The organism is Streptococcus oralis, from assembly GCF_018448765.2.
Classification (GTDB): Bacteria; Bacillota; Bacilli; order Lactobacillales; family Streptococcaceae; genus Streptococcus; species Streptococcus oralis_BM.
Map to the genome: position 1 here is coordinate 502062 of NZ_JAHCMC020000001.1, position 15314 is coordinate 517375.

The window sequence follows — 15314 nt, forward strand, 5'->3', positions numbered from 1 at the left end:
CTCCAATTCACCTATAATTAAATTATATTTGTTATTTAAGAATTCCTTTAATGAAGTAAGTTGCAAGTATTTCAACGGTCTTGCCAATATCTGGAAAATCTTTTTCCGTGATATGCATATCCATATAGTAAAACAGATTATAAACCTGTAAAATATCTTGAATCTTTTCTGGCGAGTACCCTTCAGCCTGCATACGATTTGTAAAAGTTTTAACTAGAAACTGATGAAATGGATTTGCGAATTTTCCTTCTTCCGAAGAATAATAGTTGTGCAACTCATCTGCTATGGCCGGATTATACCATTCTGCAAGGATTTTATTGGAAGAAACGAGAATTCTGGACTGTGCAAAGAGTTGACCAATGAGGTCAGTCATATCAATTTCCCAATCTAGTTCCTCAATCATAGATTGGCGAACACGGTTATTTTCATCTATATAGATGTCTAGAAAAATAGCTTCTTTACTCTCATAATAGTTATAAAAAGAGCCGACCGCTACACCAGCTTGATTGGCAATTTCTGAAATTCCTGCCGCCTTGTAACCTTTTTTCGAAAAAACTTTATAGGCCGCTGTTTTTAAAGCTTGTTTTTTGTTCAATATGAATGAACCTCCTTTATTGTATGAATGAACATAATTCCGTATTCATTCATATCTTAACAAATCCTAACTGGTCTGTCAATAAGAAAGCTAGATCTAGTTGTTTAAAGTGATTACTTTTATGAACAGAGGAGTTACATAAGCTTATAAGGCGTATACTCCAACTAGATGGCTAATTTTTAAGACTATTAGATGAGTAAAAGAAATATTAACTAAATGAGCATAAAAAGGGAAATATAGGATAAGGCTGGAACTATACTTAAAAATAAGGTATGATATCAGTGGGAATGTTCTCTATTTAGCATCTGTTTTCTGATCTGGATTTGAGAAATAGGCTGCTAAACAGTATGAGATACTGATCCGTAAATCTGATATGAAGGGTTTTGATACTTTGAGAAATAGCAAAGGAGGAGCGCATGCACAAGATTTTACTAGTAGAAGATGACCAAGTTATTCGACAACAAGTGGGGAAACTGCTCTCTGAGTGGGGCTTTGAGGTCATTTTGGTAGAAGATTTTATGGAAGTATTGAGCCTTTTTGTTCACTCAGAGCCTCATTTGGTCCTCATGGATATTGGTCTGCCTCTTTTTAATGGTTACCACTGGTGCCAGGAGATTCGCAAGATTTCCAAAGTGCCGATTATGTTTCTGTCTTCGAGAGACCAGGCGATGGATATTGTCATGGCGATCAATATGGGAGCGGACGACTTTGTGACCAAGCCTTTTGACCAGCAGGTCCTCCTTGCCAAGGTTCAAGGCTTGTTGCGCCGTTCCTATGAATTTGGGCGAGATGAAAGTCTGCTGGAGTATGCGGGTGTGATCCTCAATACCAAGTCTATGGACCTGCACTATCAGGGGGAAGTTCTGAGTTTGACCAAGAATGAATTTCAAATTTTGCGGGTCTTGTTTGAACATGCTGGCAATATCGTGGCGCGTGATGACCTGATGCGGGAACTCTGGAACAGTGACTTTTTCATCGATGACAATACCCTGTCTGTCAATGTTGCTCGTTTGCGCAAAAAGCTGGAGGAACAAGGCTTGGCAGGCTTTATCGAAACCAAGAAAGGGATAGGATACGGACTGAAACATGCTTGATTGGAAATCATTTTTTCTAGCCTATCTGCGTTCTCGCAGTCGCATCTTTGTCTATATTTTTTCATTAGGCTTTCTCGTCCTTCTCTTTCAGTTTTTATTTGCTAGTCTAGGAACTTATTTTCTTTATTTCTTTCTGCTCAGTAGCTTTTTGACCCTTTTATTTTTGGTTTGGGATATTTTTGCAGAAGCTCAGGTTTACCGGCAGGAAGTACTGTATGCTGAAAGAGACCCCAAGTCTCCTTTGGAATGTGTGCTAGCGGAAAAACTCGAAGAGCGTGAGTCTGAATTGTATCAAAAGAAGTCAGAAACCCAAAGTAAACTGACGGATTTGCTTGACTACTACACCTTGTGGGTTCATCAGATCAAGACCCCCATTGCGGCTAGTCGACTTTTAGTGGCAGAAGTTTCTGATCGGGAGGTCAAGCAGCAACTGGAACAGGAAATCTTTAAGATTGACTCCTATACCAATCTGGTGTTGCAGTATCTTCGTTTGGAAAGCTTCCACGATGACTTGGTATTTGAACAGGTTCAAGTGGATGACTTAGTTAAGGAAGTAGTTCGTAAGTATGCTCTTTTCTTTATCCAAAAGGGACTGACGGTCAATCTACATGACCTTGACAAAATCATCGTGACCGATAAGAAGTGGCTGTTGGTCGTCATTGAACAAATCCTCTCAAACAGCCTCAAATACACCAAGAAAGGTGGACTAGAGATTTATATGGAAGGCCAGGAGCTCTGTATCAAGGATACGGGAATCGGGATTAAAAACAGTGATGTGCTCCGAGTCTTTGAACGTGGCTTTTCAGGATATAATGGTCGCCTAACCCAGCAGTCATCTGGACTTGGACTTTACCTATCTAAGAAAATTTCTGAAGAACTGGGTCACCAGATTCGTATCGAGTCTGAGGTCGGAAAAGGAACGATAGTGCGGATTCAGTTTGCTCAAGTGAACTTAGTCCTTGAGTGAGAAGAGTAGATAAGAGCCCAGGATAAAACAACTGGGCTTTTCTATCTTTAACTGTGTATCCTAGTAAATTATTTTATCTACTATAAACAACTCTCTGAGGGATATGAAGACCACGAACGAACAGGTAGGTCTAGATCAAAAGCAGATTAAGCAAACCATTAACAAGCAAATCTTGACAGTTTTCTTCCTTCCTGTAATTTTTGCATTTCTCCATTGGCCTTTGCTTATCATATGCTTAGTTTAGTTCTCAAGGTCATTGAAGTAGTCGATGATACCATGAGGTTGACGATAACTTTCTCTATCTGTTCAATTGATAGATTTCTTCAGATAAAGACTGTAAAATTTTTGATATAATGTTAAGGATAGACTGACGGATGCTTAAAGGATAATTTTCAAAAACATAACAGGTGAGAATTAAAAATATGTAAGATTGGACAGAAGTTTCTCTACCATCATCCATGCAGAAACAAGATTATATGAAATAAAAGGAGTAACCAATGACCGGAAACTATTCAACACGTGAATACCGTGAGAAATTATATGATGATCTTCATGTTCGATTAAGAGATACAGTGATTTTGATGTGTGCGATTTTTATTGCCTCTATCGGCCTAAATATGAATTCAACAGCTGTCATTATTGGAGCCATGCTGATTTCCCCTCTTATGACATCGATTGTTGGACTTGGATTTGGTTTAGCTATTTTTGATACCCGTTTAATCAAGCAATCTCTAGAGGTTTTATTTACTCAAGTATTGGTCAGCTTGCTTGTCTCGGCTCTGTATTTCTGGATTTCTCCCTTATCTTATGAAAGTAGCGAATTGATTGCACGAACCTCTCCAACCATTTGGGATGTTCTCATTGCTATTGCTGGTGGGATAGCAGGCGTAATTGGTTCAAGGAAAAAAGAAGCAAACAATATCGTGCCAGGAGTAGCCATTGCAACAGCTCTGATGCCACCTATCTGTACTGCAGGCTATGGTTTAGCTAATGGAAATGTACGATTTTTATTTGGGGCTCTCTATCTTTTCTTGATCAACTGTGTCTTTATCATGCTAGCCAACATTGTTGGAACAAGAATTTTGATGAGAAAATCTCCCTTAAGTTCATTTAAAGAGCTAAACATTAAAATGAAAATTGGCTTGACATCCTTGATTGTATTATTGGTTCTTCCAGCCAGTTATTCAGCAGTCACTCTGACGATAGATCAAGCGCGAAAAGAAGGAATTAAACAGTTTGTAGGAAAAGAGTTCGCCAATCATACGGTCATTAATCAAGTCTACAAGTCAAGAAACAATGAATTGGTCTTGACGGTTGTTGGAGATCCGATTTCAGACGAAGAATTAGAAGCGCTCCATCAAAAACAAGCCTCTTACGGTATTCAATCTGTTCAATTGAAAGTCAATCAAGTTCATAATTCGACAAAATTAGACAGTGATACGACCAAGGAATTTTATGAAACCATTAACAAGTATATCGATCAAAAACTCTCTGAAAAGGATTCACAAAAAGAGCTCGTAAAAGAAAATGAAGCAGATAAGGATTGAGGATATTGACCTTATCTAACTCATGAAAGCAAATCTTGTGTGGTGGTTTGACCAATCACTACTAGCTCAGATTAAATAAAATATAAAAAGCAACAGCTGAAATAGTTGTTGCTTTTTCTGGCTCTGAAAAATGTTTCTCAGACTGTGATTGTTTTATTTCTCAACGCGTGATTTGTTGGCGATATCAGCTAGGATAGTTTCAACAAAGTCATCAACTGAGACAGTGTGTGTTTCTTTTTGACCGTAGCGGCGAACGTTGACTGTTCCGTCTTCCATTTCCTTATCCCCAACGATCAATTGGTAAGGAATCTTGCTGGTTTGTGAAGCACGGATCTTGAACTGCATTTTTTCATTGCGCTCATCCACATCAGCACGGACACCGCGGTCACGGAGTTTCTTAGCCACTTCCCAAGCGTAGTCTACATGTTTTTCGTTAGATACTGGGATAAGGGTCACTTGATGTGGTGCAAGCCATGTTGGGAAGGCACCCTTGTAGCTCTCAATCAAGATAGCTGTGAAGCGTTCCATGGTTGAGATAACCCCACGGTGAATCATGACTGGACGGTGTTCCTCACCATCTGCTCCAACATATTTGAGGTCGAAGCGTTCTGGAAGCAAGAAGTCAAGCTGGATAGTAGAAAGGGTTTCTTCTTTACCGAGGGCAGTTTTAACTTGGATATCCAATTTTGGTCCGTAGAAGGCTGCTTCACCTTCAGCTTCAAAGTAGTCCAGTTCCATATCATCCATAGCTGCTTTCAACATGCGTTGTGCATTTTCCCACATTTCATCGTTGTCAAAGTATTTGTGTTTATCTTCTGGGTCACGATAAGACAAGCGGAAACGATAATCTGTCAAATTAAAGTCTTCATACACGTCGATAATCAATTGAAGAATTTTCTTGAATTCTTCCTCAATTTGTTCTGGAGCTACAAAAGTATGACCATCATTTAGGGACATTTCACGTACACGTTGAAGGCCTGTAAGGGCGCCAGATTTTTCATATCGGTGCATCATGCCAATCTCAGCGATACGGATTGGTAATTCACGGTATGAGTGTACATGGTGTTTATAAACTTCTATATGGTGAGGACAGTTCATTGGGCGGAGGACAAACTCTTCACCGTCCCCCATGTCCATAGTTGGGAACATATCTTCACGGTAGTGATCCCAGTGACCAGAAGTTTTATAGAGTTCCACTGAGGCAATTGGTGGAGTGTAAACATGTTGGTAGCCTGCAGCGATTTCCTTGTCAACAATGTAGCGTTCCAATTCACGACGGATAGTGGCACCATTTGGTAACCAGAATGGTAAACCTTGTCCGACTTCTTGTGAAATCATGAAGAGATCAAGCTCTTTACCGAGTTTACGGTGGTCACGTTCCTTGGCTTCTTCGCGCATTTGAAGGTAGTTCTTCAAGTCTTTCTTGTCAAACCAAGCTGTACCGTAGATTCGTTGCATCATCGCGTTGTCGCTATTTCCACGCCAGTAGGCACCAGCTACGTTGAGCAGGTGGAAGATTTGGATACGACCTGTTGATGGGACGTGAGGACCACGGCAGAGGTCCACGTATTCGCCCTGACGGTAGATAGTCAAACCGCCTTCGTCTTCTGAGTGTTCTTCAATCAATTCCAATTTGTAAGGGTCGTTCTTGAAGATTTCACGGGCCTCGTCCTTAGTCACTTCTTCACGGATTGATGGGAAGTTTTCTTTAACGATTTTTTTCATTTCTTCTTCGATACGAGGCAGGTCTTCGTTGGAGATTTGGCCAGCAGTATTGTCGGTATCGTAGTAGAAGCCGTCTTCGATAGCTGGACCGACACCCAAATGAATGTCTGGGAAGAGGCGACGAGCTGCTTGGGCAAACAAGTGAGCAGCTGAGTGGCGCAAGATTGGCAGAGCATCTTCGTGATCAGGCGTCACGATTTCGATGCTTCCATCTTCAGTGATAGCACGAGTTGTATCGATGAGTTTGCCGTTGAATTTACCAGCCAAGGCCTTTTTAGCAAGGGAATTGCTGATAGATTGGGCAATTTCAAAAGTAGTAACGCCAGATTCGAATTCACGAACAGCGCCATCTGGGAAAGTAATCTTAATCATGGTTTTCTCCTTATAAAGTTTTTATTAGCCTAGTTATAGTGAAGGTGCCCTTGAAATATAAATAGAAATTCCTTTTGATTTTTCGTTAATAAATCAAAAAGCGACATCCATAAAAGGACGTCGCAACGTGGTTCCACCTTCATTTATGTTCCTCAAAAAAGAGGGACACCTCAGATTGGCTTTAACGTGGCCACCGTTTTATGTTTGCATAAAAGTCAGTAGAGTAGTATCAGTTTAGGCTTTCTATGCGTTTCCAGCAACCACGCACTCTCTAGTAGAAAGGGACTAAGTGACTTGTCTCTATGCATTATTATAGCATGATTGCGAGAATTTTCAAGATTTTTGTATAATTTTTTTATTTTTCTATCGCTGGAAGACATGCTTGATCCCCACACCAGAAGCCATACCAAGTAGGGTAAAGATTTCGTAAGCTAGGAAATAAAGCAGAATGAATTCACCAAAGGTGATGATGGTAAAGCAATAGAGCAGACCAATACCGAGTAGCCACCAAAGTGAGAAATGAAATCGATAGCTATAAAGTAGTGATACGATAAAGGTTACCAGAGGTGAAAAGAGGATGATGTTGTAAATGTACAGTCCTTTCAGTGTATATGGGTCAGAGATGAGTAGAGAGAGGAGTTCATAGAGTGGCCAGTAAAAGAAGAAAATGACAAGGTAGTATGGAATATACTTAAGATATTTCCGCATGGCAATAGTCCTCCAATCTACAAAAATTGAGAGATGTTGAAGACCGCATAATCCTAAATGAAGGGGAACTCTCTACTTATATTATAGCACGTCTATTATAGCACGTCTTGGAAGCCTTTACAAGTTAATTCAGTGAGTAGTGATAGTGCTCTTTTTGAGTGTTTTCTGCTATAATACTAACAAAAGAAGTAAGAGGAAATGAGGAGAAAGAATGACCAAAATAGCAGTTCTTTCAGACATACATGGGAATACGACAGCTCTAGAAGCTGTACTGACTGATGCTAAAAAGGCAAAGGTAGATGAGTACTGGCTTTTGGGGGATATTCTGATGCCAGGAACAGGACGTAGAAGAATTTTGGATCTCTTGGCTAGCTTACCTATCACTGTAAGAGTTCTTGGTAATTGGGAGAATAGTCTCTGGCGAGGTTTGCATCGTAAGCTAGATTTGACAAAAGCTAGTCATTGTTATCTCCTACGTCAATGCCAGTATATATTAGAAGAAATCAGCCCTGAAGAAATCGAAGACCTCCACAATCAACCCATGCAAGTTCATCGTCAGTTTGGTGATTTGATGGTGGGAATCACTCACCATCTCCCTGATAAAAACTGGGGTAGGGAGTTGATTCATACGGGAAAACAAGAAGATTTTGATAGATTAGTGACGGAACCGCATGCCTCCATCGCAGTATATGGTCATATCCACCAACAGTTGCTTCGTTATGGAAGTGATGGACAGTTGATTCTTAATCCAGGGTCCATTGGACAACCCTTCTTTTTAGATGCGGGATTACGTATGGACCTACGGGCCCAGTATATGATCTTAGAGTTTGATGAAGCAGGTTTTTCTGATGTTGATTTTCGTCGAGTGGATTATGATGTAGAGGCTGAATTGCAGTTGGCTAAAGATTTAAAGCTCCCCTATTTCCAGGTCTACTATGAAAGTTTGGTAAATGGGATTCACCATACTCATAACCAAGAACTTCTGTATGAGATTGCTCAAAAACAGGGGCATGATGTTGAGTTGGATGCATGGTTGGATAGTAGTAATGATTGACATGACATCAAAAAGGGGTATAATGAGTATGAGAAGAGAGATGATGAGAATCTCAGGTGAAAGGGGAACAAAATGCAAATTTCAAGTCGATTTACCATTGCGACCCATATGCTAATTATTATTGCTATCAAGGGTAAGGAAAGCAAGGTGACCAGTGATTTTCTCGCAGCTAGCGTTGGAGTTAATCCAGTCATTATTCGCAAAACCTTGTCCCAACTAAAAAAGGCTGGATTGATATCGGTTGCGCGTGGGACGGGCGGTACAGAGATTATCAAAGACCTCCAAGATATTAGCCTTTTTGATGTGTATCAGGCTGTCGAATGTCTAGGAAAATCTGGCAAACTCTTTAGTTTCCATGATAATCCCAATCCTAACTGTCCAGTAGGGGCTAATATTCATAAGGTCTTGGATCAGAAATTGCTGGATATCCAAGTAGCTATGGAAAATCAACTTCGTCAGATGAGTCTGGCTCAGGTTGTGGCAGATGCAGAAGCAAGAATAGCAAAATAAGAGGACTAGGCTCCTCTTTTTCTATTGCCATAATTATGGTAAAATGTAGTTATCAAAGGAGAAGACTATGTACTTTATTACAGGATTTTTTGTCCTACTTTTTCTCGTTTCGTTTTTAAGGGACAATCGCAGTCTCTGGAATCCGGCTCTTTTGCTTTTATCTCTGCTCTTTTCTTACCTGTCTATTGCCAATCTTTTTTATGAGGCTGGGCAAGAAGAATTGCACATGCTTTTCTTTGCAGTGATTTTTCTTTTGCTCCCTTTTTTAGTTTTTCTAAGTGGCTTTTTCCTTATTTATAACGGATTTGTGTTATTGAAGAAAGAGGGGAAATCCAAGGCGAATTATTTGTCTCTAGGATTAGGTTGCGTGATTCTATTCTTTTTTGTAATCATGGCGATTCGAGTGAGCGATACCAATGGCTTGTTCTACACCAATCATCTAGTGAATATTATCTTTTTCTTTTTAATTTATTCGTATTTGATTTTTGGTTTTGCCTTTGCAGGATTTCTGCTTTATTCTATCCTATATCTTTTTATTCCTAAGAAAAAATATTATGATTTTATTATCATTCACGGAGCAGGCTTGTTGAATGGAGAAAAAGTGACTCCCTTACTGAAGAGTCGTATTGATAAGGCAGTAGAAGCTTATCACCAGTCTCCTAATCCCAATGTTAAAATCATCGCAAGTGGTGGTCGAGGTGGGGATGAGAAGATTTCCGAAGCTCAGGCAATTTGTAATTATTTGCTGGAAGAGACGGATGTTCCGAGAGAAGCGATTCTCCTAGAGGAAGACTCAACGACGACCTATGAGAATCTTCTCTTCTCAAAAGAAATGGGTGAGAAGCTGGTGGCTAGTCCACGTTTTCTTTTTGTGACCAATGATTACCATGTTTTTCGTACCAGTACCTATGCTCGCCGTATTGGGATGAAGGGAGATGGCCTTGGTTGCCGTACAGCTGCCTACTATATTCCATCGGCCTTTATTAGAGAATATATTGCTCTATGTGTGAAGATGAGATGGCTTTTTCTCGCCTTTTATATTTTATTAATTTTAGCTCTGATTTTCTCCTATAGAGGTGTTCTATGGTAATATGTAAAATTCATATTGTAATTCTTGTTAGAATCTCTAAAAAATCTTGTAGTAACCCTAAGGGAAAAATTGTCACTAGTAATGAAAGAGCAGGGTAAGTGATTGTGAGTGCGGTTTTTGGAACGGCTTCATGATTGCTCGTCAATCAATTGAACAATATCTAACCTAGTTACAGATTTTCAGAGAGAGCCAAAAATAGGCAACTGAATATGAGTAGACTAGAATTTTACAGTCAACGACAAATAAAAATGTGAACAACAACAGAGGTTCACATTTTCTTTTTGGTCTATGGCAAAATGGCTTTTAGTTCCTTCAGGATAGTTTGCAAGGTTACGATCGCTTGTTTTCCTTGTTGCGGTTGGTAGAGTAGTTGGAAATAGCCGCGAATAGTTTCTTCAAATTGTTTAGGGAGGAGAGCACAATGGGCCTTTGCGTACTCCAGCATTCGTTTTTCACCAGGATGGGTTTGCTCATTGAGAGCAAATAACAAGTCAAAGTAGGAAGCAAAAAACTCACTCGTACGATGATTCATACTGAGAAGATCTTGGCGTTTGATAGCTTTTTCTATTTGGTGAGAGAAGGCAGGCATGGCTTGTTCTATCAAAAGGAGTTGCCTTTCGATGATATGCTTTTTGAGTTCCTGTGGATAGGGAATCTGGTAAGTCTTTTGGAGAGAAGCATAGTGTCCATTTGGATCGTATAGAATCTTGCTTTGGAGTAGATTATGCCACATGCAAGTTGTATAAGCATTTTGAGCTTTGTGTTGAAAAACGGTTGAGTTCAATTCCTGTTCAAACGACTCCATCGAACGATAAATCAACTCGATTTCGATACTGTTGTTTAGTACACAGTCGTCCTCTAACTCCCAAAACTGGTTTCCAATTTCCATATAGGAGCAATAGTTGCTAAGAATGATTTGACGAGTTTTCTCGTCAATAGGTGAGTTAAGATAGACATAGACATCATAGTCAGAATTTTGATCGTAGTCTTGTCCTGCACGTGAACCACCAAGAGCGATAGCTTCTACTTGTTCCAGTTGAGAGAATTCTTTGTAAAGGTCTTGAATCATTGTTTTTCTCCTTGCGTTATGGTTTTAAAGTCTTTAGTAACACCAGTATATCTAGTTTTTGACATTTAGTTTCTCCAATCCAAGAATTTCTGATACAACTGATACGGGAACGGTTCCGAGCCCTTTATTGTTATAGAAATCGAAACCACGTTCAACCATAATGTGTTTTGCTTGTCGTAAAATATTATAAGCAGTCCATTTTGAGAACCCTAAGTCCATAATATCTTGTACTGTCATAGTTAGTTTATCGTTCATAAAATATCTTCTCCTTTACTAGTAAATTCAATGAATTCACCAATTAATTGTTTTAATTCATTGTTTAATCGTGGTGTTTGTTTTTTAAGTGCATCTTGAAGCTCTAAAGAAAATGAGTTACTATCAAATGTTTTTAGGTGTTTTCTAAGCCTAGTTTTTTTGACTCTTATAGTGTTAGGTTTCAGATAGGGGAATAATTCGGGTAAAAGAGCTGGTGCGTGGAGAAAGATATAGGCAAATGCTTTGCTATCATCTGGAACACTTGAAAGACTAAAAAAACTAAAATTCTCTAATCGTTTAGAAATATCTGAAATAGTTTCTGCGTTTATAGCCTTTGTTCGAAGTTGAAACTCCAACCGCCACCAAAAAGGTTTACTCTCGATATTCAATTTATCGGCTCTTTTATGACTTCGTATAAACGTACTTGAACATTACTACCACTAGCACCCCAGTATTTACTTTCTATGTTTCCCCCTCTACCATAGAATATTTTATGACTAACTCCACCTTTGATATGTTGTAAAAAGACTATTTCTGCTCTGTTAAAAATATCAAAAGCAAGGTCTAAACGTGATAGTCTAACATCTAATCCATTTAATCGAGCGTAATTCATAATCTGCCTCCATACTTGAAGACCTCCAAATTCTTTAAGCGAGTTGGGATTAAAGTCTAAACGTATGACTTGATAACCACCATAGGTTGATAATTGGAAGAAAATTAGATTAATACTATCCTCATTTATCATTTTATAAAGTGTAAAATAATCTTCTTTTAGATTTGCTTGAATGCTAAATTCTTGAATAATAGAATCGATAGAATTTCTTAATTCCCAAAATATACGTCTTAGAGAACAGTTGTCTCTATCAAGGATTACTGTTAGTCGGTCAATACTGATATAAATAGATTTTTCTAGTTCTGATAAATCTACTCGACTTTGGTATTCTCGTAGTGCTTGAAGGTTATTTTTCATCTGTAACGCCTCCTTTCTATAATTGCTAAATGCGTAGGTCAATGTTACTATTGAGTTTTGCTGACGACACGTTACTTAGGGCGTTGCCTTAAGTGTATCTGTTTGCTGGCTGTTAGAAACGCCAGCTTTTTTAGAGATTGAGAGAACTACGTGCTTCGGGCGCATTGCCTTCGGCTTGCGCCCTTGCTCTTGTCTCACAATCTCTAAACTAGGCGAATGGTAGGAGTAAGCATTGCCAATTTTTCTGACATTTACTGTGTAGAAGCCATAATATCCCTAGCTAGCCAAATTTCGCTTCTTATGGACTTTTTATTACCATTTTGGTATAATCATATTGGTTTTAAACGAAAGCCTCAGAATGCTTTGCAGAGCTTTCTGGGGTGTTTTTTCATATTCATAAGCGGACTAGTATTACCTGCAATGTTTTTTAGTTATATAACCAAAAAGGTTATATAACCATAATACAATCATTTTGGTTATAGGTCAATAGAAAAGCGAAAGGAATTTTAAAATGTTGAAAGACAATATAAAAAAAGCCCGTCTGAACGTAGGACTTACTCAATCAGAAGTTGCTGAAAAGTTAGGTGTAGCTCAAGCCCAGTACGCTAGGTGGGAAAATGGAGGGAGAAATCCGAAAGATGAAACAGTAGAAAAATTAGCTGAAATCTTTGGTACGTCTTTTGAAATTTTAAAAGGACATGATGATGGACTAGAAGAAATTGTTAGTTTATTGAGAGAGTATGAATTGACAGAAAAGGAGAAAAAAGAAATTATTAGTGTTTTAAAGCAATATTTGATTAATAAGAAAGATTAATTACTATCGGTAAAATAACTTGAACTATCTATATAAAATTTAGAAGGAGTGTAAATATGGAAGCACTAGAATTGCTAGGCTTAGATATGGACCAAACGAAAATTCTCTATAATTTTCAGTTTTTAAAAACCGTTGAAGATATTAAAAATGAGAAAAATCAAACTTTAAAAGAAGAAAAGACAAAATGGTTGAATGAATGGCAAAATGGTATTGAGTTAGTTTTTTCAGAGACATATCAAGATTATATTATTGAGTGGGTAAAAGATGAAGAGGAATTAAAAAATTGGATTTCTAGGAAAGAAGTTGAGTCGAATTCCATTTGGCTTGATTTAGTTACTTTAGAAACATATGTTTTTGAACCATATTATCCACTGAATATAAGCGATAAAAAAAGTAAATTAAAATTTAATTCAAAAAATTCGTGGTTAGAAGAATTTATTGTTAGCAACTTTATGTCCAAAGAGCTGTACTCAGAAATGAAAAAAACTTATAAAAAATCTTTTGGGAAAATAACTAAAAAAAAGAATTTTTTCATTAACACAGCTTTAGCAAGTCTAGGTTTAGCATTATTATTTACCGGAATCGGAGCAGTATTTGCGCCACAAATTGCAGTGGCATTATTCGGAAGTCAATTTTCAGGACTTTATGGAGCTGCATTAACAAATGCTGTTTTAGCATATATCGGAGGAGGTGCTATTGCAGCTGGTGGTTTAGGAGTTGCAGGTGGCACAATGGTAATAGCTGGTGGTGGTGCCTTATTAGGATTAAATATTGGTATGATGAGTAGTAGCACTTTTGTACTGGTAAAAGAAGTGTTGGTTAACCCTACACAAAATATTATATTATGTTCGAAGTTACTAACTGTCGTAAAAGTTTTTGTACTAAATAAAAATAATGATATTGAACTGGCAAAAACTTTTTAGAATGAGTTCAATAATTCGATTTTAAATTTAGAGAACCTTGACTATGACAACGAATTAGGTATGGACAAGAAAAACCAAAAGGAACTAAAAAAATCTCTTGTTCAAATGAAAAATACAAAAGACGAATTAAAGAGATTTATTAGTTCGTATGAAGTTAGTTTGAAAAAATAAAAATTGGTAGCAAAACATACTTAATCCCTAGTTTTCTCAAATGAATAAAAAAAGAATGTCCTATCAACATTCTTTTTTTATGTATTCCCGTAATAAAACATTTAGGAATTTGAATTAGTGTTTTTATTTTAGATTCTTAGATAAAAGAGCTAAAATTGTATCACTATCATTTGAGGTATCTGTTTTTACTAGTCCAGTTTCAACTTTACTAAATAGTGAGTTAATAATTATTAATCGTTCTTCTTTTTCGATGTCGGTTCCAGCTTTGGTAAGAGCTTGATAGAATCTTGTCAAAGCAGCTTTTTGTTTATATTCTGTAGCTAAATGATGATTTGACATAACAATTTTTATCAATATTCTAACAATGTAAATAAAAAATGAAATCACTGAAATCAGTATAAATGATTTCGATATAAACGGGAGCTCACTTTGAATACTATTTAAATAAGAGTGTATTACGACAACTAACCCTACTAGAGCAAATATTAAAGCTATGACTGCATAAATGAGGAAATATGTCCATTTTTTTGCTAGCATTTGATGCTCTTTGGAGCGTTTTTTCCAAAGTATTTCTGGCGCTTCTAAAGAAAGCTTGTTTTCATAAGTGTCCTCTAAAGCTTTAATTTTTTCATGCTTTTCTTTTTGCCAGTCGTCGAGAGATTTTTTAAATTCGGCAAACTCAGAAACTTTTTCATCATATTGTATCTGAATTTGATTATGCTTATCTTCTATGAAAGTTGTAATTTCTTTATACTGTACTTCAGAGTTATCTGAAATATCTTTCAACTTGTTAGTTATAGGAGTTACTATATTTGCTTCAAAATCAGAAATATTTTCTTTAATATTTGAGAAGTCTTTTCTAAGTAAATATAGCGCTGGATAATAATTATATTTGTTGGCGCTTGAAAAATAGGAACCTATTTGATAATTGTTTTTTGATAGATAGATAAAACTTCTGATGGCTTCATCAAGATTATTTTGAGATTGTTGAATATAGAAAGAAACAAAGTTTTTTATTTTACGAATTTCTGAATCTTTATCAATAGGAGAACTTATTGATAATATGTAAACCATCTTGTCTTGTTCTCTTGATTCTCGATTGCTTGATAAATTATAGTAAAGTTGGTTATTTATGTTGTCAATATTTAATTCTTCAAGCTCAAAAATATATTTTTTTATTGAATTAAACTTATCATTCAGAGCTTCCCAATTTGACATAAAATTATTGGGAGCTATAGCGTAAATTGAACTCCAATAAGTAAAGTTACTTTTTATATTTTTTTCAAGCTCATCAAATGTAAAAACCTCTTCGTGTTCGTGAAAGTCAATGATAAAATCGCTAGAAATTGTGAATCTAAAGAGAATTTTATCATTTAGAAAATTTGATACTTGACTTTTGGTATAACTCATAAACCTCACCTATTGCAGATTAATTATATTATTATCTATT

14 protein-coding genes and 2 pseudogenes are annotated in these 15314 nt (G+C 37.1%); 9 read left to right on the forward strand and 7 right to left on the reverse strand.

Translation table 11 applies throughout. The annotated features are described in order from the left end of the window. Positions 1–31: 31 nt before the first annotated feature. Positions 32–595: a TetR/AcrR family transcriptional regulator gene (locus tag KIH88_RS02370; protein ID WP_213988273.1), complete on the reverse strand. Its 564-nt coding sequence runs from the start codon at positions 593–595 to the stop codon at positions 32–34. Positions 596–1011: 416 nt separating this feature from the next. On the opposite strand from KIH88_RS02370, the gene KIH88_RS02375 reads away from it, so the two are divergent. From KIH88_RS02375 to KIH88_RS02390, 4 genes and pseudogenes are all read left to right on the forward strand, one after another. Next, positions 1012–1689, forward strand: coding sequence for a response regulator transcription factor (locus KIH88_RS02375; protein WP_213988272.1), 678 nt, complete (start codon positions 1012–1014; stop codon positions 1687–1689). Next, the gene (locus tag KIH88_RS02380; protein ID WP_213988271.1) at positions 1682–2656 is read left to right on the forward strand and encodes a sensor histidine kinase; all 975 of its coding nucleotides are present in this window, start codon (positions 1682–1684) and stop codon (positions 2654–2656) included. Before KIH88_RS02375 ends, KIH88_RS02380 begins: the two co-directional genes overlap by 8 nt. Before the next feature lie 75 nt (positions 2657–2731). After that, positions 2732–3010, forward strand: a pseudogene (locus KIH88_RS02385) (ABC transporter permease); the annotation flags it as partial. A gap of 143 nt (positions 3011–3153) precedes the next feature. Beyond that, on the forward strand, positions 3154–4203 hold the full coding sequence (locus tag KIH88_RS02390; protein WP_213988270.1) for a DUF389 domain-containing protein: 1050 nt from the start codon (positions 3154–3156) through the stop codon (positions 4201–4203). 153 nt (positions 4204–4356) lie between these two features. Here the strand turns inward: KIH88_RS02390 and thrS are convergent, their stop codons facing one another. After that, on the reverse strand, positions 4357–6300 hold the full coding sequence (gene thrS, locus KIH88_RS02395; RefSeq protein WP_213988269.1) for a threonine--tRNA ligase: 1944 nt from the start codon (positions 6298–6300) through the stop codon (positions 4357–4359). A 363-nt stretch (positions 6301–6663) separates the two neighbouring features. Beyond that, positions 6664–7008, reverse strand: a complete 345-nt coding sequence (locus tag KIH88_RS02400) for a hypothetical protein (protein WP_213988268.1) — start codon at positions 7006–7008, stop codon at positions 6664–6666. 211 nt (positions 7009–7219) lie between these two features. Between KIH88_RS02400 and KIH88_RS02405 the strand changes: the two genes are divergently transcribed. The 3 genes from KIH88_RS02405 to KIH88_RS02415 all read left to right on the forward strand — a co-directional run bounded on the left by KIH88_RS02405 (position 7220) and on the right by KIH88_RS02415 (position 9662). Continuing rightward, the gene (locus tag KIH88_RS02405; RefSeq protein ID WP_213988267.1) at positions 7220–8062 is read left to right on the forward strand and encodes a metallophosphoesterase family protein; all 843 of its coding nucleotides are present in this window, start codon (positions 7220–7222) and stop codon (positions 8060–8062) included. 72 nt (positions 8063–8134) lie between these two features. Then, positions 8135–8572, forward strand: coding sequence for an Rrf2 family transcriptional regulator (locus tag KIH88_RS02410; protein WP_213988266.1), 438 nt, complete (start codon positions 8135–8137; stop codon positions 8570–8572). Positions 8573–8639: 67 nt separating this feature from the next. Beyond that, a complete protein-coding gene (locus KIH88_RS02415) occupies positions 8640–9662 on the forward strand; it encodes a YdcF family protein (RefSeq protein WP_213988265.1) in 1023 nt (340 codons plus the stop codon). 286 nt (positions 9663–9948) lie between these two features. Here KIH88_RS02415 and KIH88_RS02420 read toward each other — a convergent pair whose 3' ends face one another. The 3 genes and pseudogenes from KIH88_RS02420 to KIH88_RS02430 form a co-directional block, all read right to left on the reverse strand. Then, entirely contained in the window at positions 9949–10731 is a 783-nt protein-coding gene (locus KIH88_RS02420) for a DUF4037 domain-containing protein (RefSeq protein WP_213988264.1), read from the reverse strand. A gap of 51 nt (positions 10732–10782) precedes the next feature. Further along, positions 10783–10986, reverse strand: coding sequence for a DUF3173 domain-containing protein (locus KIH88_RS02425; RefSeq protein ID WP_213988263.1), 204 nt, complete (start codon positions 10984–10986; stop codon positions 10783–10785). Then, positions 10983–11956 (reverse strand): annotated as a pseudogene (locus KIH88_RS02430) (replication initiation protein). The gene KIH88_RS02425 and the pseudogene KIH88_RS02430 overlap by 4 nt, the downstream one beginning before the upstream one ends. 511 nt (positions 11957–12467) lie before the next feature. On the opposite strand from KIH88_RS02430, the gene KIH88_RS02435 reads away from it, so the two are divergent. Both KIH88_RS02435 and KIH88_RS02440 read left to right on the forward strand, forming a co-directional pair. Further along, the gene (locus tag KIH88_RS02435; protein WP_213988262.1) at positions 12468–12770 is read left to right on the forward strand and encodes a helix-turn-helix domain-containing protein; all 303 of its coding nucleotides are present in this window, start codon (positions 12468–12470) and stop codon (positions 12768–12770) included. Positions 12771–12826: 56 nt separating this feature from the next. Further along, on the forward strand, positions 12827–13693 hold the full coding sequence (locus KIH88_RS02440; protein WP_213988261.1) for a hypothetical protein: 867 nt from the start codon (positions 12827–12829) through the stop codon (positions 13691–13693). A 294-nt stretch (positions 13694–13987) separates the two neighbouring features. Here the strand turns inward: KIH88_RS02440 and KIH88_RS02445 are convergent, their stop codons facing one another. Next, positions 13988–15274, reverse strand: a complete 1287-nt coding sequence (locus tag KIH88_RS02445) for a DUF6161 domain-containing protein (protein WP_213988260.1) — start codon at positions 15272–15274, stop codon at positions 13988–13990. Positions 15275–15314 lie beyond the last annotated feature (40 nt).

Coding starts and splice junctions, on each gene's coding strand:
- KIH88_RS02380 (WP_213988271.1), top strand. CDS start 1,682: ATGCTTGATTGGAAATCATTTTTTCTAGCCTATCTGCGTTCTCGCAGT.
- KIH88_RS02410 (WP_213988266.1), top strand. CDS start 8,135: ATGCAAATTTCAAGTCGATTTACCATTGCGACCCATATGCTAATTATT.
- KIH88_RS02445 (WP_213988260.1), bottom strand. CDS start 15,274: ATGAGTTATACCAAAAGTCAAGTATCAAATTTTCTAAATGATAAAATT.
- KIH88_RS02440 (WP_213988261.1), top strand. CDS start 12,827: ATGGAAGCACTAGAATTGCTAGGCTTAGATATGGACCAAACGAAAATT.
- KIH88_RS02425 (WP_213988263.1), bottom strand. CDS start 10,986: ATGAACGATAAACTAACTATGACAGTACAAGATATTATGGACTTAGGG.
- KIH88_RS02390 (WP_213988270.1), top strand. CDS start 3,154: ATGACCGGAAACTATTCAACACGTGAATACCGTGAGAAATTATATGAT.
- KIH88_RS02415 (WP_213988265.1), top strand. CDS start 8,640: ATGTACTTTATTACAGGATTTTTTGTCCTACTTTTTCTCGTTTCGTTT.
- KIH88_RS02405 (WP_213988267.1), top strand. CDS start 7,220: ATGACCAAAATAGCAGTTCTTTCAGACATACATGGGAATACGACAGCT.
- thrS (WP_213988269.1), bottom strand. CDS start 6,300: ATGATTAAGATTACTTTCCCAGATGGCGCTGTTCGTGAATTCGAATCT.
- KIH88_RS02420 (WP_213988264.1), bottom strand. CDS start 10,731: ATGATTCAAGACCTTTACAAAGAATTCTCTCAACTGGAACAAGTAGAA.
- KIH88_RS02400 (WP_213988268.1), bottom strand. CDS start 7,008: ATGCGGAAATATCTTAAGTATATTCCATACTACCTTGTCATTTTCTTC.
- KIH88_RS02375 (WP_213988272.1), top strand. CDS start 1,012: ATGCACAAGATTTTACTAGTAGAAGATGACCAAGTTATTCGACAACAA.
- KIH88_RS02435 (WP_213988262.1), top strand. CDS start 12,468: ATGTTGAAAGACAATATAAAAAAAGCCCGTCTGAACGTAGGACTTACT.